The organism is Maribacter luteocoastalis (assembly GCF_048890225.1).
GTDB classification, from domain to species: Bacteria; Bacteroidota; Bacteroidia; order Flavobacteriales; family Flavobacteriaceae; genus Maribacter; species Maribacter luteocoastalis.
Genome location: NZ_JBMFZG010000007.1, coordinates 73670 through 97273 on the forward strand (window position 1 = coordinate 73670; position 23604 = coordinate 97273).

The following is a 23604-nucleotide window of genomic DNA, read 5'->3' on the forward strand; positions in this document are numbered from 1 at the left end:
TTCCAATTTGAACTTCCTTAAAACAAATAATTTTACTTTAAGCATCCTCCTATTTATCAGCGGGGTCTTATTAACGTATGCCCAATATGAAACAAAGCTAACCGTTAATTTAAACCATGTAAAAAAGGAATTGGATATTAAGCAAGAATTTGTTTATTACAACAACTCCAACTATTCACTGGGACAGCTATACTTTAATGATTGGGCCCATGCCTATTCCAACAAAAATACAGGCTTGGCGAAACGTTTTGCACAAGAATTTAGAAAAAGTCTTCATTTGGCAAAAGAAAGTGAAAGGGGTACAACTACTATAATTAGTGCTGTTGATAGTGATTACCAAGGCTTACAATGGGAACGGACTAGTAGTGATGATCTTATTAGGGTTCGGTTAAATAAGCCACTAGCGCCCAAGGCATCAACCAAACTTTTTATAACGTACACTGTAAAATTACCCCCAAATAAGTTTACGTCATATGGCTATGACAACCGGGGTAATTATTATTTAAAGGATTGGTATCTAACCCCAGCGGTATATGACGGCAAATGGCACTTATATTCCAATAAAAACCTTGAAGACCTCTATACCAATAGTACTAAAACGGTAATTGAGTTCAACTACTCAGATAGCCTGTTTATAGAATCGAACCTTAAAAAAGAAATATTAAAAAAATACGCTATTGGGCAAAGTGTTCGACTTATTGGTGAAAATCAAAAAAGTGCGGAGATAATTCTACAGTCATACAGCACCTTCACAACACATATTACACCTAATATGAAAGTGGTTACAGATATTTCTGCCCCTAGATATGATCCCATACAACAAGGTATTTCAATAAGTAAGATCACAGATTTTATTTATCGTAATCTTGGTGAATATCCGCATGACAAACTTTTGGTAAGTCAAATGGATTATAACAAGGACCCGCTTTACGGGCTAAACCAATTACCATCCTTTATTCGTCCGTACGACCAGCAATTTCAATTTGAGATGAAATTTCTAAAGACTGCACTTAGTAGTATCTTAAGGGAGACCATGTATTTAGACCCAAGAAAGGAACAATGGCTAAATAGCGCTATTGCGAACTATTTAATGATTGAATTTGTTGAGGAAAATTATCCTGATCAAAAACTTTTAGGAAATCTATCCAAAATATGGGGTATAAGAAGTTTTAATTTGGCAAAAATGGGATTTAATGAGCAGTATCCCTTTTTATACAACCTAACCGCCAGAAAAAATTTAGATCAGGCCTTAAGTACTCCAAACGATTCATTGATCAAATTCAACCAAAAAATTGCGAATAAGTATAAGGCAGGACTAGGCTTGGCATACTTAGCGGATTATATTGGCAAAGACAAGGTAGATGAAAGTATTAAGACGTTTTTTAAGTATTACAAGCTAAACCAGGTAAAAATATTAGATTTTGAATCTATTTTAAAAAGATCCACCGATAAGGATATCAACTGGTTTTTCAGGGATTATGTATCTACCGATAGAAAAATAGATTTTAAAATAAAAAAAGTAAATAAATCTGAAGACTCTTTACGTGTTACCATAAAAAATAAGGAAGGTACCAATGTTCCTATTTCAATGTTTGGTTTAAAGAAAGATTCTGTCATTTCTAAATATTGGTTTAAGGATATTAAAACATTGGAAACATTTACCATTCCAAATCATGAAGAGGATAAATTGGTGCTTAATTACGATCAAAAAATTCCTGAATTTAACCAGCGTGATAATTGGAAATCTTTGAAAGGATTTTTATCAAGTAACAAAAAATTGCACTTTACTTTTTTCAAAGATTCAGAAAACCCTTATTATAATCAGGTTTTTTATGTGCCCGTACTCAATTTTAATATTTATGATGGTTGGGCACCAGGAATGCGGTTATATAATAAAACCTTATTAGAGCGACCATTTGTTTACGACTTTGCTCCCTCCTACTCTTTTAGGGAAAAAGCTTTTGTTGGCTACGGTAAAGTTAGTTATCGTAAATATTTAAGTAAAAGTGGACTCTATGTAGCCAATTATGCATTAAATGGCTCTACATCCCACTTCAATGTTAATTCAAGATATTCTTCTGTAACACCATCGTTAAGTTTTGGTTGGAGACCAGATGATTTAATATCCAATAAAAGAGAATTTCTTTCTTTTAGGTATGTGAACATCTTTAGAAATTTTGATGAAAGCCTTCAGGACACGGCCAATGATTCGGAAAATCCAGATTATAGTATTTTTAATGCTCGATATATAAATCGTGACAATGGTATATTGGATTACAATTCATGGTTTTTAGATTTTCAACTGGCGGGTAATTTTAGTAAACTTTCATTTGAATACGAGTACCGAAAATTATTTCAAAATAACAGGCAGTTCAACTTACGTTTCTTCGCTGGTAAATTCTTAAGTAATAAAACAAATTCCGACTTTTTTAGCTTTGCTTTAGACCGTCCAACAGATTATCTTTTTGATTATGGTTATTTGGGTAGATCAGAAGATTCTGGTATCTATAGTCAGCAAATTATTATTGCAGAGGGTGGTTTTAAATCGTTTTTGGATGAGCGTTATAGGTTTTCAGATAATTGGTTGGCCACTGTGAATACAAGTTTTAACTTATGGCGATGGATAGAATTATATGGCGATGCAGGATTGGTTAAAAATAATGGTTTTAAGGAAAAGTTTGTTTATGATTCCGGTGTTAGGCTAAACTTGGTAACTGACTATTTTGAACTATATTTTCCGCTCTATTCAAATAATGGCTGGGAAGTATCACAGCCAAATTATGGTGAGAAAATACGTTTTATTATAACGGTAAGTCCGAAGACTTTAACTGGGCTTTTTACCAGAAAATGGTTCTAATTTAGATATTCTCAGCTTGGTCTTAGCCATCCTCTTGTTTATTAAACATATATCAACGATTGCTGCCGTTTACTCCTAATATCATAATTTATTATAAAAAATGGGCGTTGCTAAAACCATTTCTATTCGGTATTTTTGTGCAAACAGTAGATAACCCATGGACGTTTCTTCCAAGACCAGTAATGATATTTCTTTCGAAGATTTTAAAGCACAGATAATTAGCGATTATGAGGTTGCTTTTTTAAGTAGAACCTGTAGCCTTTTAGGAAGAAAAGAAGTACTTACCGGTAAAGCCAAATTTGGAATTTTTGGTGATGGAAAGGAATTACCACAATTAGCCATGGCCAAATCTTTCAGGGATGGTGATTTTAGAAGTGGCTATTATCGTGATCAAACGTTTATGATGGCTTTAGGCCTCTTAAAACCAAAAGACTTTTTTCATGGGTTGTATGCTACTACCGATATTGAAAAAGAACCCATGAGCGCTGGAAGGCAAATGGGAGGGCATTTTGTTACCTATAGCCTAAATGAGGATGGCAGCTGGAAAGATCTTACGAAACAAAAAAACAGTAGTTCCGATATTTCATGTACCGCAGGACAAATGCCTAGATTACTGGGCCTTGCGCAAGCCTCCAAAATGTACAGGCACCTAGACGGCATCGATAGCTCAAAATTTTCTGTGAACGGAAATGAAGTGGCTTGGGGAACAATAGGCAACGCCAGTACTAGCGAAGGTATGTTTTTGGAAACAATAAATGCCGCAGGAGTACTTCAAGTGCCTATGGTAATAAGTATTTGGGATGACGAGTATGGCATTTCTGTACCCGCAAAACACCATACAACCAAAGAAGATATTTCAAAGGTATTGTCTGGTTTTCAAAGAGACAAGGAAAATAATGGCTTTGAAATTTTAAAGGTTAAAGGTTGGGACTACACGGCATTGATGCATGCTTATGAAAATGCATCGGATATTGCCAGGCAAGAACATGTACCTGTGATTATTCATGTGGTAGAACTGACCCAACCACAAGGACATTCTACATCTGGTTCACACGAACGCTATAAAAATGACAAACGTTTAGAATGGGAACGTGATAATGACTGTAATAAAAAGTTCAAAGATTGGATACTGGAATCTGGGATTGCGACGGACGAAGAATTAAATGAAATTGAAAAACAAATAAAAAGAACCGTTAGGGAAGCAAAGAAAGAGGCTTGGTCAGAATTTTTAGCACAACACCAAGGACCTAAAAAAGAATTGGTACAATTAATTGATGCTGCTTCCAAGAAAAGTCCAAACAAAAACTTTTTAACCAAAATTAAGAATGACCTTATTGCTATTGAGGAACCCGTAAAAAAGGATATGGCCATTGCAGCAAGAAAGTCTTTGAGATATTTGTTGGGTGAATCTTCCAATGAAAGAACTGATCTCATCAACTGGATTACCAAATTCCTTAAAGAGACACAACCAAAATTCAGTTCTCACCTTTACAGTGAACAGGAGAATAAAGCATCAAAAATAAAGGCCATCAGTCCAACATATGAAGAAAATGGGGAGAAGGTAGACGGTCGTATAATTCTAAGGGATAATTTTGATAAACTCTTTAAAAAATATCCTAATGCACTCATTTTTGGTGAAGATACAGGAGCAATCGGAGATGTAAATCAAGGTTTGGAAGGCTTACAGGCAAAATATGGTAGCTTAAGAATTGCAGATACCGGAATAAGGGAAACTACCATTATTGGTCAAGGTATAGGAATGGCACTTAGAGGTTTAAGACCTATTGCAGAGATACAATATTTAGATTATATATTTTACGCAATGGCAACCTTGACCGATGACTTGGCAAGTCTATTATATCGAACTTTTGGAAAGCAAAAGGCTCCTTTAATAGTAAGAACCAGAGGTCATCGATTAGAAGGCATTTGGCACTCTGGATCAGAAATGGGCGGACTAATTCACCTATTAAGGGGGATGTATATTTTAGCTCCTAGAAATATGACTCAAGCAGCAGGTTTTTATAATACTTTAATGAAAAGCGATGAACCTGCCTTAATCATAGAAAGCCTGAATGGATATCGCTTAAAAGAAAATAAGCCAACCAACCTTGGTGAATTTTGTACACCAATTGGTAAAGTGGAAACCGTAAAAGAAGGTTCTGATATTACTTTAGTTTCTTATGGTTCAACCCTAAGATTGGTAGAACAAGCCGCAAAAGACTTGTTGGAAGTAGGTATAGATGCAGAAATAATAGATGCCCAAACTTTGTTACCATTCGATATTGGACATGATGTAGTTAAGAGTGTTCAGAAAACGAATAGGCTATTAGTAATTGATGAAGATGTGCCAGGAGGTTGTTCTGCATACTTGTTAAATGAAATTTTAGAAAAACAAGGCGCATATCAATATTTAGATAGTGCACCACAAACCTTAAGTGCTAAAGCCCATAGGCCAGCATATGGTAGTGACGGTGATTATTTCTCCAAACCAAATGTTGAGGATATTTTTGAGAAAGTCTATGCCATACTATATGAGGTAAACCCGCAGGATTTTCCTCATTTATTTTAAGATTATTTTTCTGGCATCAAAATTAATTTTAATAAAAGATTAATAATTGATACTTTTAAAGAGTCTAATTATAATTAAAATGAAAAATTCCCTCTTAAGTAATATTGGTTTAGCTTTTTTCAGAATCTGTATGTCAGGAATGATGATCACACATGGTTTTGGCAAATTTCAAAATTTAATTAGTGGTGATATTAAGTTTGGAAATCCTATTGGGATTGGTGAGGCACCTTCACTTTTTTTGGCCGTTATAGGCGAATTTGTTTGCCCTATATTAATAATCATTGGCTTTAAAACACGTTGGGCCGCTATTCCCACAGCAATAACTATGGCAGTTGCTGCTTTTATAGCACACGGGGCAGACCCTTTTGGCAAGAAAGAAATGGCGCTAATGTATTTGGTAACTTTTATTACAATTGCTTTAGTAGGGCCAGGAAAATTTAGTATCGATAAAAAGTAAGCTTAAATAATCTTAACCAATAATTCTTTTAGTAAGTCTGATGGCAGCATATTTGTGGCGCCAACACCTTTACCCTTTAAATCCATTTCCCGTAAATCAGAGATAATGGCGCTTACCTTTTTCATAGGATAATTTTTGGCAGCTGTTTGAAATTCTCCAACAAAATAAGGGTTTATTCTTAGGGCACTAGCCACATTTTTGGGAGAATGGTCTTTAAGACCGTGATATTGTAACAGCTGTGTGAAAAAAGAATGTAATAACGTTACCGTAAGAACAAAAGGATTGTCTTTAGGGTTTTGGGCAAAATAAGTTACAATTTTTGTAGCCTTTACTACATTACGTTCCCCAATTGCTTTTTTCAATTCAAAATTATTATAATCCTTACTTATACCAATATGTTCCTCAATATCTTTAGGGGTAATCTCAGAATTTGTAGGTAAGGCAAGTTTTAATTTTTCCATTTCATTGTTGATTCTACTAAGGTCAGTTCCTAAATATTCCACTAATAAAATGGCTGCTTTATGGGAAATAGAATAACCACTAGATACCAAGTTCTTTCGTAACCAATCAGAAACTTGATTTTCATATAGTTTTTTACTTTCAAAAACAACACCTGTTTTCTTAATAATCTTATAGAGACCTTTCCTTTTGTCAAGCTTTTTATATTTATAACACATAACCAAAACAGTGGTCATTTGTGGATTATTAGCATAATTGGCTAATTTTTCTATGTTTCTTGATAAGTGCTGTGCCTCTTTTACGATGACTACCTGTTTTTCTGCCATCATGGGATATCGCTTGGCATTACCAACAATATCATCGATGGTGACATCCTTACCATACAAAACCATTTGATTGAAACCCTTTTCCTCTTCGGTAAGCACTTTATCCCCAATAAAATCAGAGATTTTATCAATAAAATACCCTTCCTCCCCAAAAAGAAAATAAATAGGTTTTATAGTCCCCTTTCTAATATCATTTACAATCTGTACTGCTTCGTCCATTCAGAAAAAATCATCAAATTTGTAGCATGCAACCGCTTAATTTTCCCAGTTACACCTTCAGAGTCAAAAATAGTCAAAATAAAGACCTGATATTTGACGTAATCAGGAAAAAATTTGTGGTATTGACTCCCGAAGAGTGGGTACGCCAACATGTTTTACAATTTTTAATATTGGATAAAAAATTCCCAAAATCCTTAATCAACGTTGAAAAACAGATTACAATTAATAAACTGTTAAAAAGATATGATATCATAGTTTATAATCCAGATGGAACCATTCATATTCTAGTGGAATGCAAAGCCCCGGAAATAAAGATAAAACAGGATACCTTTGACCAAATTGCCAGATACAATTTTAACCTGAACGCAACCTATTTAATGGTAACCAATGGTATGTCACATTTCTACTGTCAAATGTTGATGGAAGAGGAAAAATATTTGTTTTTGCGTGAGATTCCTGAATTTAGCCGTTAATTTGCCACTGTTTTGAAAATTGCAATTGTCATATTAAACTGGAACGGAGAAGTGCTATTGGAGCGCTTTCTTCCGTCCGTTACAAAATATTCAAAGAGTGCGGATATCTTTGTTGCCGATAATGCATCTACAGATGGTTCTGTATCTTTTGTTAAGGAACACTATCCTGAAATTGGCATTATTCAAAATAAGAATAACGGAGGTTTTGCTAAAGGCTATAATGATGCCTTATCCCAAGTTGATGCAGATGTGTTTTGCTTGTTGAACTCCGATGTGGAAGTTACACAAAACTGGTTAAAACCTATAGAAGAAGCCTTTAAAGAGCTCCCAGAGGCCGCTATCATACAACCAAAAATTTTGGACTTATTAAAAAAAGACCATTTTGAATATGCCGGAGCTGCAGGTGGATTTATTGATCAATTGGGCTATCCATTTTGTAGGGGTAGAATTTTTCAAAGTCTTGAAAAAGATAAAGGTCAGTATAACGACATAAAAGAGATATTTTGGGCTACTGGTGCTTGCATGTTTGTTAAAAGGGAAGTTTTTTATGAATTAAAAGGGTTTGATGCAGATTATTTTGCACATCAAGAAGAAGTAGATTTTTGTTGGCGTGCCAAGAACCATGGATATAAGGTTTATTATGTAGGGGCATCTGAGGTATATCATTTAGGAGGCTCTACCTTAAGCAATATGAATCCAAAGAAAACCTTTTTAAATTTCAGGAACTCGCTATTCTCCATCACCAAGAATTTACCCAGACACAAAGCTTTTATAATTATATTTGTTAGGTTGCTTCTAGATGGTATTGCTGCACTGCGTTTTGTTTTCCAGTTAAGATTTAAGCATTGCTGGGCGATTTTACATGCCCATCTTAGCTTTTATAGTCAATTTAATAAAATGTACAAAAAGCGGGAAAAGACTAAATTTATATTAAAGTACTATGTTACGAAGTCCATAGTATGGTCTTATTTCGTAAATCAAGTAAGAAATTTTAACATTTTAGTAAAAGATTAACTAAGTATCGTGATTAGCGAATTGCAAAATATATAATTTAGACCGCGCTAACAGCGAAAAACAAGTAAATAACAAACATTAATATAGTTATCAATTATGAAAAAAATCATTTTAGGATGTCTTGGAGTAACCCTTTTATTATCATCTTGTGTTTCACAAAAGAAATATGCAGATCTTGAAGCTAAACAAAAAGAAACACAAGATTTATTAAATTCTGCAACAGTTAAATTAAACGATTGTTTAGAAGATAAGGCTACGGCAACTTCTAGATTACAAACATTGGAAGATCAAAATGCTTTCTTAAAGGCCAATAATCAAGAATTGATCAACAACATGGGTAATTTAACGACTCTTACCACAAAAGGCGCTGAGAATTTAGAGAAATCCCTAGAGAGTCTACAAGAGAAAGATTTAACAATTCGTAAGTTAAACGATGCCATTACAAGAAGGGATTCTGTTAACCTTTCACTAGTACAAAGCTTAAAAGGGGTGTTAGGCAACTTGGATGATGAAGATATTGAAATCAGTGTAGAAAAAGGTGTTGTATTTGTTTCTATCTCTGACAAATTATTGTTTAGCAGCGGAAGCTACAATGTAACTAGTAGAGCTAAAGAAGTATTAGGTAAAGTTGCCAAAGTGGTTAACAACAAACCTGATTTTGAATTTATGGTAGAAGGCCATACGGATGATGTACCCTACAGAAGCAATGGCGCTATTTTAGACAACTGGGATTTGAGTGTGAAACGTGCAACAGCGGTTGTAAGAATTTTACAAAATGATTTCAAAGTTGATCCTAAACGTATGACAGCTGCGGGTAGATCAGAATATGTACCTGTATCACAAACTGAAAAATCAAAAAATAGAAGAACCCGTATTGTTGTTCTTCCTAAAATTGATCAGTTCTATAGCATGATTGAAGAAGGAATGAAAGATCCAGCTATTGGTGGAAAGTAATTCTCAAAAAGAATACTAAATTAAAAGCGGCCCTAAAAGGCCGCTTTTTTTATCTGCTAGTTATAAATTTTAAAGGATTTCTATACTTCCTTTGCCCTCCCTGACCAATTCAGGTTCACCTGAAGAAACATCTATTATTGTAGAGGCCACGTTACCACCATAACCTCCATCTATAACAACATCTACCAGATTATCCCATTTTTCATGTATTAATTCTGGGTCTGTTGTATATTCTAAAATATCATCATCATCCCTAATAGATGTAGATACAATTGGGTTGCCCAGTTCCTTAACCAAGGCCCTTGCGATGTTGTTATCTGGCACACGAATACCTACCGTTTTTTTCTTTTTAAATTCCTTAGGCAAATTAGTATTCCCAGGTAAAATAAAGGTATAAGGACCAGGTAATGCCCGTTTTAATAATTTAAAGGTAGCGGAATCTATTTGACGCACATAATCAGAAAGATTACTTAAATCAGCACAGATAAATGACCAGTTTGCCTTTGCCAATTTAATGCCTTTTATTCGCGCAATTTTCTCTAAAGCCTTAGTATTGGTAATATCACAGCCTAAACCGTATACAGTATCCGTAGGATAGATAACCAAGCCTCCTTTTCTTAGAACCTGCACTACCCTATTTATTTCTTTAGGGTTAGGATTTTCTTCATATATTTTTATAAACTCTGCCAATTACTCCTACTTATTTTTGATATACCCTCACATAATCAACCTCCATCGTGGCGGGGAAAATAGAATCATCTACGCCTTCTAAACCACCCCAATTTCCGCCTACTGCTATATTCATTAAAAAATAGTAGTGTTTAGAAAATGGCCAATTTTCAACATTTGAAATTGTTGGTCTCATAAAATTGAGCTTAATATTTTCTACATCATCAATATAGAATTTCAAATATTGATCGGTCCATAAAAACCCATAAACATGAAATTCTTCTTCAATGGTTTCCAATGTGATGGGACCCGATGTAACCTGTGTCCCGTTTACGTGGTTATTTGCAGTGCTATGAATTGTAAAGTGTGTTTCATTAGGGCTATAACTTACATATTCCATAATGTCAATTTCGCCACAAGCTGGCCATCCTACTGCATCAATATCATTTCCCAACATCCATAATGCAGGCCATATTCCATTTCCCTTGTGTTCAGGGATTTTAGCCCTTATTTCAATTTTACCATACCTGAATTGCTCCTTACTATTAAGTCTAGCTGATGAATATCTACTACCGCCAATATCTTCTCTTTTGGCAGTGATCTTTAAAGTGCCATTACTAACTTCCACATTAGTATCAGCAACATAATTTTGTAACTCATTATTTCCCCAACCATGATTACCAGTTTCAAAAGACCAATTGTCTCCAGAAAGTTCTGACCCATCAAATTCATCACTCCACACCAACTCTACATCATCCCAATAATTAGTAGCAAAAACATCTTCTAACGGTGTTGTTACTTCTTCTTTATCAACCTGTTCCATACCGGATATATTATCATTTGATTTTTGACAAGAACCCAAAATCATAAAAAATAAAAATAACAAAGTAAAATAATTGTTTTTGGTTGACATCTTTTAAAGTGTTTATGAAGTTAAATATACAAAAGAAATAAAGTACAGCAATTGTTAAAAGCTGCTGATTATAAACCAGATAATAATAAATACGTTTATGCCAATACTTCTAATTTAGCAAAACGAAGCAATAACTTTTTTACATCACCATGGTCAAACTTTATTTCTGCCTTTCGGTCGTTGCCCACACCTTCAATCCTAATTACTTTACCCCTACCAAATCGCGTATGGCTTACTAGAACACCTTCGACTAGATTAGGATCAATAGTATTTGTGTTCCCCACGGGTTGAGCTAATTCTGGTTTAATTTTTCGTAGCTTTTTGAGCTGATTGAGATTAGGCTGGCCAATACTAGGCGGTGTTCCACCCTTAGGCTTGGACTGTCTTAATTTACTTTTATCAACTTCACCAAAAATATCAGCATCAATTAAGGACTTGTATCTATAACCACCATCTAACGGTGTTAAATTTTCTACATACTTCTCATCAATCTCCTCTAAAAACCTGCTAGGTTCTGCATCTATTAGTTTACCCCATCGATATCTGTTTTGGGTATACGTTAGAAATGCTTGTTTTTCAGCTCTTGTAAGTGCCACATAAAACAACCTTCGTTCCTCCTCTAATTCACTTCTAGTGTTCATACTCATTCCAGATGGGAACAAATCTTCTTCCATACCAACTATATATACATATGGAAATTCCAAACCTTTTGCCAAATGTATGGTCATAAGGGCAACCCGATCATCATCGCCAGTGTCATTATCCAAGTCAGTAGCTAGCGCCACATCTTCTAAAAATTCATTTAAACCACCTGTCGCCTCTGCCAATTCCTTTTGTCCTTCAACAAAATCCTTGATACCATTGAGCAATTCCTCAATATTTTCCATACGGGCGATACCCTCGGGCGTACCGTCTTTCTTAAATTCTAAAAGTACTCCCGTTTTCTTTGCTACATGCTCTGATAAAGTAAAGGCATCAGAACCTTCATTCATTATTTGGAAGCTTTTGATCATCGTTACAAAATCTTCCAATTTTCTTTTAGTACCCGTATTTATCTTTAAATCTATCTTAGAGATATTTTCCATTACTTCAAACATAGATCTGTTGTAATGGTTTGCCGCCACCACCAATTTATCTACCGTGGTCTGACCAATGCCCCTAGCCGGAAAATTAATGACTCGTTTTAGTGCCTCTTCATCCTTTGGATTTATGATCAGGCGCAAATATGAAAGAACATCTTTAATCTCTTTACGTTGGTAGAATGAAAGTCCGCCATAAATACGATATGGGATATCGCGCTTTCTTAAGGCATCTTCTATGGCCCTGGACTGTGAATTAGTCCTGTAAAGCACGGCGAACTCGCCATTACCCATTTGGTTTTGCATTTTATTGTCCCAAATAGATCCTGCTACAAAACGTCCTTCCTCAGCATCGGTAATACTTCTATGAATTTTTATGAGCCCTCCTTCATCATTAGAAGTCCAAACTACCTTTTCTAACTGATTCTTATTTTTCTCAATAATAGAATTGGCGGCATTAACAATATTCTTGGTAGAACGATAATTCTGCTCTAACCTATACATACCTACGTTATCGTAATCCCTTTGAAAGTTCAGTATATTACTAATATTGGCACCTCTAAAGGAGTAAATACTCTGGGCATCATCCCCAACTACACAAATATTTTGAAATCGGTCTGCCAGTGCTTTTACAATTAAATACTGGGAGTGGTTGGTATCCTGGTACTCATCTACCAATATGTACCTAAAACGATCTTGATATTTCATCAAGACATCTGGAAAACGGGTCAACAACTCATTGGTGCGCAATAAAAGGTCATCAAAATCCATTGCCCCCGCCTTAAAGCAACGATCAACATAGTTTTGATAGATATCCCCAATTCTAGGACGTTTGGCCATGGCATCGGCCTCCATTAACTCAGGGTTGTTGAAGTAAGCCTTTACGGTTATTAAACTATTCTTAAAGGATGATATACGGTTTTGAACTTGCTTGTATTTATAGATATCCTTGTCCAGGCCCATCTCCTTAATTATAGAGGCAATTAAACGCTGGGAATCTTGTGTATCATAAATTGTAAAATTACTAGGGTATCCTAAATTACTACCATCGTATCGTAATAATTTGGCAAAAACAGAATGAAATGTTCCCATCCAAAGATTTTTTGCCTCAGAGGAACCAACAATATCGGAAATACGCTTTTTCATTTCACGTGCCGCTTTGTTGGTAAAGGTCAATGCTAAAATATTAAACGAATCTACCCCTTGCGCCATAAGATGTGCTATCCTATACGTAAGTACACGTGTTTTACCGGAACCCGCTCCAGCAATGACCATAAGAGGTCCATCCTTATGTAAAACCGGCGCTTTTTGGGCCTCGTTTAATTCATCTATAAAAGAACTCAATAGCTATACATTTTAAACCGTGAATTTAGCTATAATTAAGGGATAGGGAAAGTCTTGTTTTTTAGATTTATAAACAATGGCTCAAATTTCAGTTCAATTTGAATATCTTTAACCTTCAATGCTTATTTACATGAGAATAGACCCAAAGAAAGTTTGTTTACTTATCCTATTCTATATTCCATTTTTGAATACGGTCCATGGACAAAGTAAGGAAAGTGGTCCTGTTATAGAATCCTATGGAAAGGTTTGGCGAGTTAAAAATCCAGATTTTAAAGTTGATACCTCAAAAACGTATAAGGCAGTTTTTGACATCATGAACTCCCCAGAAGATTCTTCTCAGCTAAATGCCAGCTTAGAGACTGCTGCACGGTTTTTTAATATGCATGCGCAAAATGGTATTCCCATAGAACAATTAAAAGTAGCTTTGGTTGTGCATAACAAAGCCTCTAAGGATGTAATAAACTCCTCCACCTATAAAAAAATATATGGGGTTGATAATCCCAACGAAAAATTATTGAAGGAACTAATGGCCAATGGTGCCGAAATTATCTTCTGTGGACAATCATCTGCATCAAGGGGTTTTCCAAAAGAGGTTTTAATACAGGGCGTTCAGCTTTCACTTTCAGCGATGACCGCATTAATACAATTACAAGACGAAAATTATCGACTTATCAAATTTTAAATACACACTATGAAGAGAATTACGCTATTTAGCTTAGTGCTATTTGGATATGCATCCCTTGCACAGGCACAAAATCTAGAAAAAGATTACACGGCAATAGAAAATAAGGTTATTGAGTGGCGCAGGGATATTCATCAAAATCCAGAATTGTCCAATAGAGAGTTTAAAACTGCCGAAAAGATAGCAGCCCATTTAAAAAGTTTAGGAATAGAAGTCCAGACTGGTGTTGCGCATACAGGGGTTGTTGGAATTCTTAAAGGCAATAAACCAGGTAAGGTTGTAGCCCTACGTGCCGATATAGATGCCTTGCCAGTTATGGAAAGGAACGACCTCCCATTTAAATCTACTGTAACCTCTGAATTTTTAGGTGAAAAGGTAGGTGTTATGCATGCTTGTGGACATGACACGCATACCGCCATTCTAATGGGTGTTGCAGAAGTATTGGCAAACAATAAAGATAAAATTAGAGGTACCGTTAAATTTATTTTTCAACCAGCGGAAGAAGGTCCACCACCTGGGGAGGAAGGTGGTGCTTTGTTAATGGTAAAAGAAGGTGTTTTAGAAAACCCTAAAGTAGATGCTATTTTTGGTCTTCATATTAATTCCCGAACACCTGTAGGTGTAATACGATATAAATCTGGCGGTACAATGGCAGCCGCTCAAAGTTTTACTATAAACGTAAAAGGCAAACAGAGTCATGGTTCCCAACCTTGGTCTGCTATAGACCCTATCTTAATTAGTGCAAAAATTATTGATGGTCTTCAAACAATAATTAGTAGGGAAACGGAACTAACAAATGAAGCGGCAGTAATTACCGTTGGTAAAATTAAAAGTGGTGTTCGCTTTAATATCATCCCAGAAAGTGCCGAAATGATTGGAACCATCCGCACTTTAGACTATGACATGAAGGATAAATTGAACAAACGCATGATTGAAATGGTAAGCACCATTGCAAGAGCCTACGGTGGCGAGGCAACATGTGTTATAAAAGATGCAACAGATATCACTTATAATAATCCAGCGTTAGTAGAACAAATGCTACCTACAATGAAGAGAATTGCAGGTGATGCCAACATTCAAACCCAAAAAGCAATCACCGGCGCGGAGGATTTTTCTTATTTTCAGAGGGAAGTTCCAGGGTTTTTCTTCTTTTTAGGAGGAATGGCACTAGGTAGTGCAGAGTCTTACCCACATCACACTCCTGATTTTAAAATTGATGATAGTGGACTCTTATTAGGTGTAAAAACCTTAACGGAAATGAGTCTTGATTATTTAAACAGTGATAAAACTCCGCGTTTGGAAACTAAGTTAAAGGGTTGATAATGCCAACAACTTCAGTGAATTTTCTTTCAAATCTCCCATGGTGGGGTTGGGTACTTCTATTTTTAATTTTAGTTGCCATCTGGGATATTTTTATTCAGAAAAAGCATACTATAAAACATAACTATCCAATTGTTGGCCATTTACGTTATTGGCTAGAAAGTATCGGTCCTGAAATGCGCCAATATTTTGTAGCCAACAATAGGGAGGAACTTCCATTTAACCGTATTGAACGTGGTTGGATTTATGCTTCTGCCAAAAGGGAAAATAATTATGAAGGCTTTGGCTCTGACCGTGATCTCCTTGCCCACCAACATGTATTCATAAAAAACAGAATGATGGCCTATAGTGTTCCTCAAGGCCACCCAAACGTAATTGATAATAACTTCGTACCCTGTGCAAAAATAATGGGTGCGTACAATATGCGTAAAAAGCCATTTAGACCGGCAAGTATCATAAATGTATCCGCGATGAGCTTTGGGTCTTTATCTGCAGCAGCTGTACAAGCCTTAAACAAAGGGGTTTTAAAAGCTGGTGCCTATCACAATACTGGTGAAGGTGGTCTCTCACCATATCATAAACAAGGAGGTGATGTCATTTTCCATTTTGGTACGGGTTACTTTGGCGTACGTACAGAAGATGGCAATTTTTCTATGGAGAAGCTTAAAAAATTGGTTCATGACAACCCTTGTATCAAAGCCATTGAAATTAAGCTTTCCCAAGGTGCTAAACCTGGTAAGGGAGGTGTACTTCCAGGAGCCAAAATTACTCCAGAGTTAGCAGAGATTAGAGGTGTTGAGGTTGGCAAGGATGTATTGTCCCCAGCTACCCATAAAGCCTTTTCCAATGTTCCCGAGCTAATGGCGCTTATAGAGTCTATTGCTAATGAGACCGGGTTACCCGTTGGTATTAAAGGAGCTATTGGAAAATTAGATCAGTGGGAAGAACTTGCGGATATCATGCTTAAAACAGGAAAGGGACCAGATTTTATTACCGTTGATGGCGGGGAAGGAGGTACAGGTGCAGCACCACCTTCATTTGCAGACCACGTATCTCTCTTATGGGTATATGGATTTTCAAATTTGTATAAGGTTTTTTTAGACCGAAAATTAACAGAACGAATTGTATTTGTAGGAAGTGGCAAATTAGGTTTCCCTGCAAAAGCTGCCATGGCCTTTGCCATGGGAGTAGATTGTATCAATGTAGCGCGTGAGGCAATGATGAGCATCGGTTGTATTCAAGCTCAAGTTTGCCACACCAATAGATGTCCTACAGGTATTGCAACACAGAAAAAGTGGTTGCAAAATGGAATTAACGTTCCACTAAAATCAGACCGTTTGGCACAGTATTTTAAAACTTTCCGAAAAGAACTCCTAGAAATAACGCACGCTGCAGGTTATGAACACCCATGTCAATTTACCATGGATGACGTTCAGGTAAACGTTGATGGCAATGAACTAAATAAAAGTTTAGCATCTACCTATGGGTATCATAAAACAAAAGTACATTTCACTGGAGTCCAAAATTTAAAAGACTGTTCGTATCTTGGCGGAAAATTAGACTAAGACTTTTATTACATATTGATATGATGAGAATTATACCTATTACACTTCTTCTTTTGATTGGTAGCTTCAACATAAATGCACAGCGTAAGAGCGAATTAATAGAGCAAAACCAAGAACTTAAATTCCAATTAGATTCTATAAAAAGAATTATTTCTGATGCAAAACAGAAGGAGAAATTAGCTGAATTAAAGGCATCGGAAATCCAAAGTCAAGTTTCAGAGCTTCAGGATGCCAATGCAACCCTACTTAAAAACTTGAATAGTTTTGCCGCGTTATCGAGTCAAAACTCAGAAAATATTAATAAGACCTTAGCCACTTTAGAAATTAAAGAGGCGCAACTAAAGGGTATTGTAAATGAAGTTGCCGGTAATGATTCAACCGCACTTGTAGTATTGACCAATGCAAAACAAACCCTTGGAGAAAATGCCAAGGTGCAAGTTAGTAATGGTACGGTTATTATATCAGAAAAGCTGGACTATTATTTTGCTGATGGATTAGGGACCAAACTTTTAGAATCTGCAAAACCATTATTGGAAAATATTGCCAAAATTGCCAATGCCAATCCTAAGACCATTATTACCATAACAGGGATGAGCATAACAGGAGAGTTAGATGTAGCTTTAGACCAAGCAGCAACTGTAGCCGCCCTATTGATTAAGGATTATGGAATAAATGGAGAAAGAATAAATGCCAAGGGAATGGATGGTGGACTTAAAGAATCACTCCAAATACGGATTCACCCCAACTACGAAGGATTTTATGAAAAATCCAAGAATGACATGAAAAATTAAAAAAGTTGTAGTTCATCGATAAGATAGTATACTAATTGATAAAATTGGTCGTTTTAGTGTCATTAAAACATCACAAACTAAGTTAAATCATCACGAATGACCTCAGACCAAATTTTTCAACTTTTTGCTTATTTATTACCTTCTATTGTTACAGGAGCAATTGCTTTTTACTTCTTTAGAATGCACACCAATAATGAGGAAGGTAGGAGAAGGTATCTTTTACATAAAGATTCCCAAAAGGATACTTTACCAGTTAGGTTACAGGCATATGAGCGTATGGCCTTATTCTTAGAACGTATTTCTATACCAAGTTTGGTAGTACGTGTTGCACCAAATTCCAATGATAAGGCGGCTTATGAAAACCTATTGATAAAAAGTATAGAAACTGAATTTGATCATAATCTTTCGCAGCAGATTTATATGACGGACGAGTGCTGGAATATTATTAAGGCTGCAAAAAGTGCTACCATTCAAATGATACGTAAAGCGGCAATGAGCAATACAGATACTGCAGATAAATTAAGGGAAGATATTTTAAATGATACTATGGAGAAAACTTCGCCTTCTGCCACTGCCCTATCCTTTGTTAAAAGAGAAATTGGGGACTTATGGTAGACTACTTAAAATAGCAACAAACTAATATTAAACCCTTAACAAGAACTAAATTACAATGAACTATTCCAATTCGTTAGGTTGAATTGGATTAGTCTCCTCATTTTTGTTTTTGGCGTACAAGTACCCTCTTTTCCACCATAAGGTCATTTTGGCCTTATCAAATATTAGTGAATTAGTAGTAAGGATGGTTGGTGTATAATATAGATTTATTATAGCGTTGTTTTGATTGGCCACCAATTTTCCAATTCTAATATTTTGATTTTCAATACGGTCCAAAATAAAGCTCATCATGGTCGTAATTAATTCAAATGGGTTTCTTGATGGCATACGATTCATGTAATTTACCTCGGTATGCAATACGATAACATCAACTTCAGTTGCCCCTCTTCTAATGGCTTCTTCAATAGGCACAATACTTCCTAATCCCCCATCTGCATATTCACAACCATTTTTTCTCACTAAACTCATAAATGGGGTATAGTTTGAGGAAATCCAAATCCAATCACAATACTCATCATAAGTACAATCGTTGATTGACTTATATTCCACCTGGTTAAGAGAAAGGTTTGCTACGGTAACTACCACATCTGAGGCACCCTTTTTCAAAGTTTCAAATTCTTCTTCCGTAACACTATCCCTTATTAATTTTCTTAGGTTTTCACTCTCTCCAAAGGTCTTTTTTCCTGAAATCAGATTTCTTAGGACATTCCAATGGTTTATGGTAATCTCATCTATACCATGTTTCTTTTTAATAAGAAAAGGACAGCTATTAAAAATACTATGTTGATTTACATTGGAATAAATTTCTTTAATCTTATCTAACTTACCCAACGCCAAATGGGAAATCAACAGACTACCTGTAGATGTACCTACAAAAAGATCATACTTTTTACCTTCTTCCTGTATTAGAAATTGGGCCACTCCACCTGCAAATGCCCCTTTACTTCCACCGCCTGAAATAACCAACGCTTTCATGGTAATTCTATTTTGGTTTTAAGATAACGTAAATCAGAAGATTTTAGTTGATTTACAAGACCTAGAATTTTAGACTTAAGTGCATCTTCCTCCAATAACTGATCCAATAAACGTCTTGAGAAATTCCGGAATTGCCACGAATAGTGGTTTGTGGCTATAATTAAACTCAATAATGATTCATCTTGAAAAGCCTTAATTTCAGATAAATATTGAAATGCATTTTGTCTAATTTCCCAATTATAACTTGAAAAAGTATAGTCTGTAAGTTCCTTTAAATAACTACTTTTTTTATGAATTTTATATTCAGGTGTCACCAGTGCCAAAGCCAACCACAACAAGCGTACATTCCTGTTGGGCAGGCCAATGATATCACTGGTCTTTTCTAAATAATCTAATCTGGAATCAGGAAACCCCATCCATAATTTAAACAAGGCATTCTCTATGGTGACATAGCTATCATCGTCCAACAAGGATTCAAAATTTTGTTTCTGCGATAAGGGAATGCTATCAAATTGAAGGGCCAATTGTTGCCTAACCTCAATTATATTTGAATCAAAAATCGATTGTAATTGTTCTTCGTTAAAATGTTTATGATATTTTTTTACTATTTCCGTTTTAAGGAATTTTGAATTTGTTTCATCAAAAATTGAAGAAAGATCATTCCCATGAATACCGGAATTGACTTTTCCCTGAATTAAAATCCATTCCGCTAAAGAAACATTTTCTGCTTGTAATTTTTCTAAAACAGCACTGTACGGCAATTCGGTACTTGCCAACCAAATGTCTTTAAAATCCGTCAAATCACTTTCACTACTAAACTGTATTTCAGTAAGAAAATCTTCAACTGTGACATTTTTAAATTGATACTTTTTCAAGTAATTGGCAACTCCTTTTGTAAAGGTGGTATCCCCTATGTCATTCCTAAGCATATATAGTGCTAAGGCACCCTTTTCATAAAAAGTTAGACTACTGGCTTTAGGGTCCAACAATCGCTGTCCATTTCCTTGATCACTTTCATGCTTTAGGATTTGTAATTTCCTATATAAATTCCAATAAAAATAATCATCCCCAAAAATTTCCTTTTCCGCCAAATAGGCAAAGTAAGTCGCAAATCCTTCATGCAGCCAATGATGGTTACCGTCTTTTTCTGTAACGAGGTTCCCAAACCATTGGTGTGCCATTTCATGGGCATTGACATTCACATAGTTTTTGTCTAAAAAAGCGGTGGAATCGATGAGATATCCATCAGAGAAAATGGTTGCTGTGGTATTTTCCATTCCTGCATACAAAAAATCATGAACTGGAATTTGTTTATAATTCTGCCAAGGATAAGAAACGCCAATTTCTTTCTCTAAAAAATCGAAAATCTTTTTTGTATACCTATAAGTTGGTTCAACGTTAAGACTATCCTCAGGATAGTAATAATTTTCTATGGGTACTCCACTTGATGAAGTCAGCTCTTGTTTTTCGTAATTACCAATGGCAAAAGCAAGCAAGTAGCTGCTCATAGGTTTATTCATATTAAATCGCCAACTCGTGTCATCTTCAGTTTTGTTTGAAAAATCAACCAATTTACCATTTGCGATTACCGTAAACTTATTTTTCGCTACAATTTCCAAATCAAATTCTACTTTTTCTTCCATAGCATCAAAACTAGGAAGCCAGTGGCTAGTATATTTACCTTGACCTTGTGTCCAAATTTGTTCATTACCCGCTATTTCATCATTCCATCCAAAAAAATAAACGGTCTGTTCCGGTTGGGCCATGAACTCAATAATAAGTTTATGTGAATTTCCTTTCTTGAACTTTTTGTAAATAGTTATGGTCTTTTGGGAACTTATATAATCTACTTTTTTTCCATCCAAATCCACTTTAGTAAAATTCATGTTCTTGGCATCGAGGAAAATAGAATCTACCTTTTGTTTCACGTTAAATTGATAAACCACAGTTCCTATTATTTGCTTTTTTAAAGGTTCTGGTTTTAGAAAAACATCCGCATAGACAAAGTCTACTTTATCTTGATGTTGCCCAAATAAAAAAGATGAAGCACAAAGGATAAGGGTAAGAAATAATTTCTTCATGAAATCTATAAAACAAATAGCAGACCAAATTTAATATTTTAGTTTGTCTCAATTATAGTTAACCCCTATTTTAGTCCTATGAATCCTAATTTTCTGCAGACTCCCATTGCATATTTAAAAGGTGTTGGTCCTAATAGGGCAGAAACCCTTCAATCTGAACTAGGAATACTGGTCTATCAGGATTTACTAAATCTTTTCCCGAATAGGTATATAGATAAAACGCAGTATTACAAAGTAAATCAGTTGCAAAAAAGTAGTGCTGATGTTCAAGTAATTGGTAAAATTGTACATATTAAAACAGTTGAGCAGAAACGGGGCAAAAGACTGGTGGCTAAGTTTATTGATGACACTGGTGAAATGGAACTGGTGTGGTTTAGAGGTCAAAAGTGGATACGGGATAATTTACAATTAAATATGCCGTATGTAATTTTCGGGAAATGTAATTGGTTTAATGGGGTATTCTCAATGCCGCACCCAGAAATGGAGTTACTAAAAGATCATGAGCAGGGCTTACGTATTGCCATGCAGCCTATTTATCCTTCCACCGAAAAACTAATTAACAAAGGCATTACTAACCGGGTCATTAGCAAATTATTACAACAACTTTTCGAAGAAATCAAAGGAAACTTTTTAGAAACACTTTCAGATGGCATTAGAAATGACTTAAAGTTAGTTAGCAGATTAGAAGCATTCTTGAATATTCATTTTCCAAAAAACCAAGAAGCATTGGCAAAAGCCCAATTTCGCTTAAAATTTGAGGAATTATTTTATTTACAGATGCAGCTTATTGCCAAGAACATGCTGCATAAACAACGCATAAAGGGTTTCAATTTTGACCAAGTCGGCGAGCATTTTAATGATTTTTATTCGAACAAAATTCCATTTGAACTAACGAATGCACAGAAACGGGTACTAAAGGAAATACGTTCAGATTTAGGCAGTAACGCCCAAATGAACCGTTTGTTACAAGGTGATGTTGGATCAGGCAAAACCATTGTTGCCGTTATGACCATGCTATTGGCTATTGATAATGGTTACCAAGCCTGCTTGATAGCCCCAACCGAAATACTGGCCAATCAACATTTTAACGGAATATCTGAACTACTAGAAGGAACTGGAGTTACTAGTAAACTTTTAACCGGTTCTGTGAAAAAATCAGAAAGAAAGCCTATTCATGAACAGTTGGAAAATGGGGAACTCCATATATTAATAGGCACCCATGCAGTACTTGAAGATAAGGTGAAATTTAAAAACCTAGGGTTGGGAATCATTGACGAGCAGCACAGGTTTGGTGTAGCCCAACGCTCTAAAATATGGCATAAAAATGAAATTCCACCACACATTCTTGTCATGACAGCAACTCCTATTCCGCGTACTTTGGCCATGAGCCTATATGGTGATTTAGACATTTCCGTAATTGATGAATTACCACCTGGCCGCAAACCCATAAAAACAGTTCATAGATATGATACCAACCGATTAAAGGTGTTTCAATTTATTAGGGATGAAATAAAAAAAGGACGACAAGTGTATATTGTGTATCCATTGATTCAGGAATCCGAAGCGTTGGATTATAAAGATTTAATGGATGGCTATGAAAGTATAGCCCGTGATTTTCCGGTACCTGAATTTCAAATTTCTATTGTTCATGGGCAAATGAAACCGGCAGATAAGGACTATGAAATGGAACGTTTTGTAAAAGGGGAAACACAGATTATGGTAGCCACTACCGTTATAGAGGTTGGTGTAAATGTCCCCAATGCCTCTGTCATGATTATTGAAAGTGCGGAACGTTTTGGGCTTTCACAATTGCACCAATTGCGCGGCCGCGTAGGAAGAGGGGCAGACCAAAGTTTCTGTATCTTAATGACTAGCCATAAATTGTCTACGGAGGCCAAGACCAGACTGGAGACCATGGTTCGCACCAATGATGGGTTTGAAATTGCAGAGGTAGACCTAAAACTGAGAGGACCAGGTGATATTATGGGTACACAACAAAGTGGTATGTTGAATTTAAAAATAGCGGATATCGTAAAAGACAATGCTATTTTAAAAACAGCACGATATTATGCCAGTCTACTCCTTAGAAGTGACCCTCGATTAGAAAATCCTGAAAATCTTACTATTAGGCATACGTATGCCCAATTGGTGAAGTATAAGAATATCTGGAATTATATAAGTTAAATCTTCACAATTGCGCATTATGTTGTTGAACATCGTAATTTAGATAGCCCTTAATTTC

Annotated in this window: 18 protein-coding genes; 12 read left to right on the plus strand and 6 right to left on the minus strand. The window is 35.6% G+C overall.

The window, feature by feature from the left end; genetic code table 11:
• The first annotated feature begins 7 nt into the window (after positions 1–7).
• From ACOCEA_RS14095 to ACOCEA_RS14105, 3 genes are all read left to right on the plus strand, one after another.
• A complete protein-coding gene (locus ACOCEA_RS14095) occupies positions 8–2857 on the plus strand; it encodes a gluzincin family metallopeptidase (RefSeq protein ID WP_420756903.1) in 2850 nt (949 codons plus the stop codon).
• Positions 2858–3014: 157 nt separating this feature from the next.
• A complete protein-coding gene (locus tag ACOCEA_RS14100; protein ID WP_420756904.1) occupies positions 3015–5426 on the plus strand; it encodes an alpha-ketoacid dehydrogenase subunit alpha/beta in 2412 nt (803 codons plus the stop codon).
• A gap of 79 nt (positions 5427–5505) precedes the next feature.
• Positions 5506–5883 carry a DoxX family protein gene (locus ACOCEA_RS14105; RefSeq protein WP_420756905.1) on the plus strand — a complete coding sequence of 126 codons (378 nt, stop codon included), beginning with the start codon at positions 5506–5508 and terminating at the stop codon, positions 5881–5883.
• Between the two features lie 2 nt (positions 5884–5885).
• Here ACOCEA_RS14105 and holA read toward each other — a convergent pair whose 3' ends face one another.
• Positions 5886–6887 carry a DNA polymerase III subunit delta gene (holA, locus tag ACOCEA_RS14110; RefSeq protein ID WP_420756906.1) on the minus strand — a complete coding sequence of 334 codons (1002 nt, stop codon included), beginning with the start codon at positions 6885–6887 and terminating at the stop codon, positions 5886–5888.
• Between the two features lie 26 nt (positions 6888–6913).
• Between holA and ACOCEA_RS14115 the strand changes: the two genes are divergently transcribed.
• From ACOCEA_RS14115 to ACOCEA_RS14125, 3 genes are all read left to right on the plus strand, one after another.
• Positions 6914–7360 (plus strand): type I restriction enzyme HsdR N-terminal domain-containing protein, encoded by a 447-nt coding sequence (locus ACOCEA_RS14115; RefSeq protein WP_420756907.1) that lies wholly within the window; start codon positions 6914–6916, stop codon positions 7358–7360.
• Between the two features lie 12 nt (positions 7361–7372).
• Entirely contained in the window at positions 7373–8374 is a 1002-nt protein-coding gene (locus tag ACOCEA_RS14120; RefSeq protein ID WP_420756908.1) for a glycosyltransferase family 2 protein, read from the plus strand.
• A gap of 96 nt (positions 8375–8470) precedes the next feature.
• Entirely contained in the window at positions 8471–9328 is an 858-nt protein-coding gene (locus ACOCEA_RS14125; RefSeq protein ID WP_420756909.1) for an OmpA/MotB family protein, read from the plus strand.
• Positions 9329–9397: 69 nt separating this feature from the next.
• Here ACOCEA_RS14125 and ACOCEA_RS14130 read toward each other — a convergent pair whose 3' ends face one another.
• The 3 genes from ACOCEA_RS14130 to ACOCEA_RS14140 all read right to left on the minus strand — a co-directional run bounded on the left by ACOCEA_RS14130 (position 9398) and on the right by ACOCEA_RS14140 (position 13333).
• Positions 9398–10018, minus strand: coding sequence for an L-threonylcarbamoyladenylate synthase (locus ACOCEA_RS14130; protein ID WP_420756910.1), 621 nt, complete (start codon positions 10016–10018; stop codon positions 9398–9400).
• Positions 10019–10028: 10 nt separating this feature from the next.
• Positions 10029–10910: a glycoside hydrolase family 16 protein gene (locus ACOCEA_RS14135; RefSeq protein ID WP_420756911.1), complete on the minus strand. Its 882-nt coding sequence runs from the start codon at positions 10908–10910 to the stop codon at positions 10029–10031.
• A gap of 95 nt (positions 10911–11005) precedes the next feature.
• The gene (locus tag ACOCEA_RS14140) at positions 11006–13333 is read right to left on the minus strand and encodes an ATP-dependent helicase (protein ID WP_420756912.1); all 2328 of its coding nucleotides are present in this window, start codon (positions 13331–13333) and stop codon (positions 11006–11008) included.
• A 130-nt stretch (positions 13334–13463) separates the two neighbouring features.
• Here ACOCEA_RS14140 and ACOCEA_RS14145 point away from each other — a divergent pair, with 130 nt between their 5' ends.
• The 5 genes from ACOCEA_RS14145 (at position 13464) to ACOCEA_RS14165 (ending at position 18306) form a co-directional block, all read left to right on the plus strand.
• Positions 13464–14015: a DsrE family protein gene (locus ACOCEA_RS14145; RefSeq protein ID WP_420756913.1), complete on the plus strand. Its 552-nt coding sequence runs from the start codon at positions 13464–13466 to the stop codon at positions 14013–14015.
• A 9-nt stretch (positions 14016–14024) separates the two neighbouring features.
• Positions 14025–15335 carry an amidohydrolase gene (locus tag ACOCEA_RS14150; protein ID WP_420756914.1) on the plus strand — a complete coding sequence of 437 codons (1311 nt, stop codon included), beginning with the start codon at positions 14025–14027 and terminating at the stop codon, positions 15333–15335.
• A gap of 2 nt (positions 15336–15337) precedes the next feature.
• A complete protein-coding gene (locus tag ACOCEA_RS14155) occupies positions 15338–16900 on the plus strand; it encodes an FMN-binding glutamate synthase family protein (protein WP_420756915.1) in 1563 nt (520 codons plus the stop codon).
• A gap of 20 nt (positions 16901–16920) precedes the next feature.
• Positions 16921–17691: an OmpA family protein gene (locus ACOCEA_RS14160; RefSeq protein ID WP_420756916.1), complete on the plus strand. Its 771-nt coding sequence runs from the start codon at positions 16921–16923 to the stop codon at positions 17689–17691.
• A gap of 96 nt (positions 17692–17787) precedes the next feature.
• A complete protein-coding gene (locus ACOCEA_RS14165; protein ID WP_420756917.1) occupies positions 17788–18306 on the plus strand; it encodes a DUF7935 family protein in 519 nt (172 codons plus the stop codon).
• 60 nt (positions 18307–18366) lie between these two features.
• Here the strand turns inward: ACOCEA_RS14165 and ACOCEA_RS14170 are convergent, their stop codons facing one another.
• Together ACOCEA_RS14170 and ACOCEA_RS14175 are read right to left on the minus strand one after the other, a co-directional pair.
• Positions 18367–19281 carry a patatin-like phospholipase family protein gene (locus ACOCEA_RS14170; RefSeq protein WP_420756918.1) on the minus strand — a complete coding sequence of 305 codons (915 nt, stop codon included), beginning with the start codon at positions 19279–19281 and terminating at the stop codon, positions 18367–18369.
• Positions 19278–21362 carry a M1 family metallopeptidase gene (locus ACOCEA_RS14175; protein ID WP_420756919.1) on the minus strand — a complete coding sequence of 695 codons (2085 nt, stop codon included), beginning with the start codon at positions 21360–21362 and terminating at the stop codon, positions 19278–19280. Before ACOCEA_RS14175 ends, ACOCEA_RS14170 begins: the two co-directional genes overlap by 4 nt.
• A 78-nt stretch (positions 21363–21440) precedes the next feature.
• On the opposite strand from ACOCEA_RS14175, the gene recG reads away from it, so the two are divergent.
• Positions 21441–23546, plus strand: coding sequence for an ATP-dependent DNA helicase RecG (gene recG / locus ACOCEA_RS14180; RefSeq protein ID WP_420756920.1), 2106 nt, complete (start codon positions 21441–21443; stop codon positions 23544–23546).
• The last annotated feature ends 58 nt before the right edge of the window (positions 23547–23604 follow it).

Bases quoted from the DNA above. Each gene is read 5' to 3' on its own strand.
- ACOCEA_RS14105 (WP_420756905.1), top strand. From the start codon at position 5,506: ATGAAAAATTCCCTCTTAAGTAATATTGGTTTAGCTTTTTTCAGAATC.
- ACOCEA_RS14115 (WP_420756907.1), top strand. From the start codon at position 6,914: ATGCAACCGCTTAATTTTCCCAGTTACACCTTCAGAGTCAAAAATAGT.
- ACOCEA_RS14155 (WP_420756915.1), top strand. From the start codon at position 15,338: ATGCCAACAACTTCAGTGAATTTTCTTTCAAATCTCCCATGGTGGGGT.
- ACOCEA_RS14100 (WP_420756904.1), top strand. From the start codon at position 3,015: ATGGACGTTTCTTCCAAGACCAGTAATGATATTTCTTTCGAAGATTTT.
- ACOCEA_RS14170 (WP_420756918.1), bottom strand. From the start codon at position 19,281: ATGAAAGCGTTGGTTATTTCAGGCGGTGGAAGTAAAGGGGCATTTGCA.
- ACOCEA_RS14160 (WP_420756916.1), top strand. From the start codon at position 16,921: ATGATGAGAATTATACCTATTACACTTCTTCTTTTGATTGGTAGCTTC.
- recG (WP_420756920.1), top strand. From the start codon at position 21,441: ATGAATCCTAATTTTCTGCAGACTCCCATTGCATATTTAAAAGGTGTT.
- ACOCEA_RS14145 (WP_420756913.1), top strand. From the start codon at position 13,464: ATGAGAATAGACCCAAAGAAAGTTTGTTTACTTATCCTATTCTATATT.
- ACOCEA_RS14165 (WP_420756917.1), top strand. From the start codon at position 17,788: ATGACCTCAGACCAAATTTTTCAACTTTTTGCTTATTTATTACCTTCT.
- ACOCEA_RS14150 (WP_420756914.1), top strand. From the start codon at position 14,025: ATGAAGAGAATTACGCTATTTAGCTTAGTGCTATTTGGATATGCATCC.
- ACOCEA_RS14125 (WP_420756909.1), top strand. From the start codon at position 8,471: ATGAAAAAAATCATTTTAGGATGTCTTGGAGTAACCCTTTTATTATCA.
- holA (WP_420756906.1), bottom strand. From the start codon at position 6,887: ATGGACGAAGCAGTACAGATTGTAAATGATATTAGAAAGGGGACTATA.
- ACOCEA_RS14175 (WP_420756919.1), bottom strand. From the start codon at position 21,362: ATGAAGAAATTATTTCTTACCCTTATCCTTTGTGCTTCATCTTTTTTA.
- ACOCEA_RS14135 (WP_420756911.1), bottom strand. From the start codon at position 10,910: ATGTCAACCAAAAACAATTATTTTACTTTGTTATTTTTATTTTTTATG.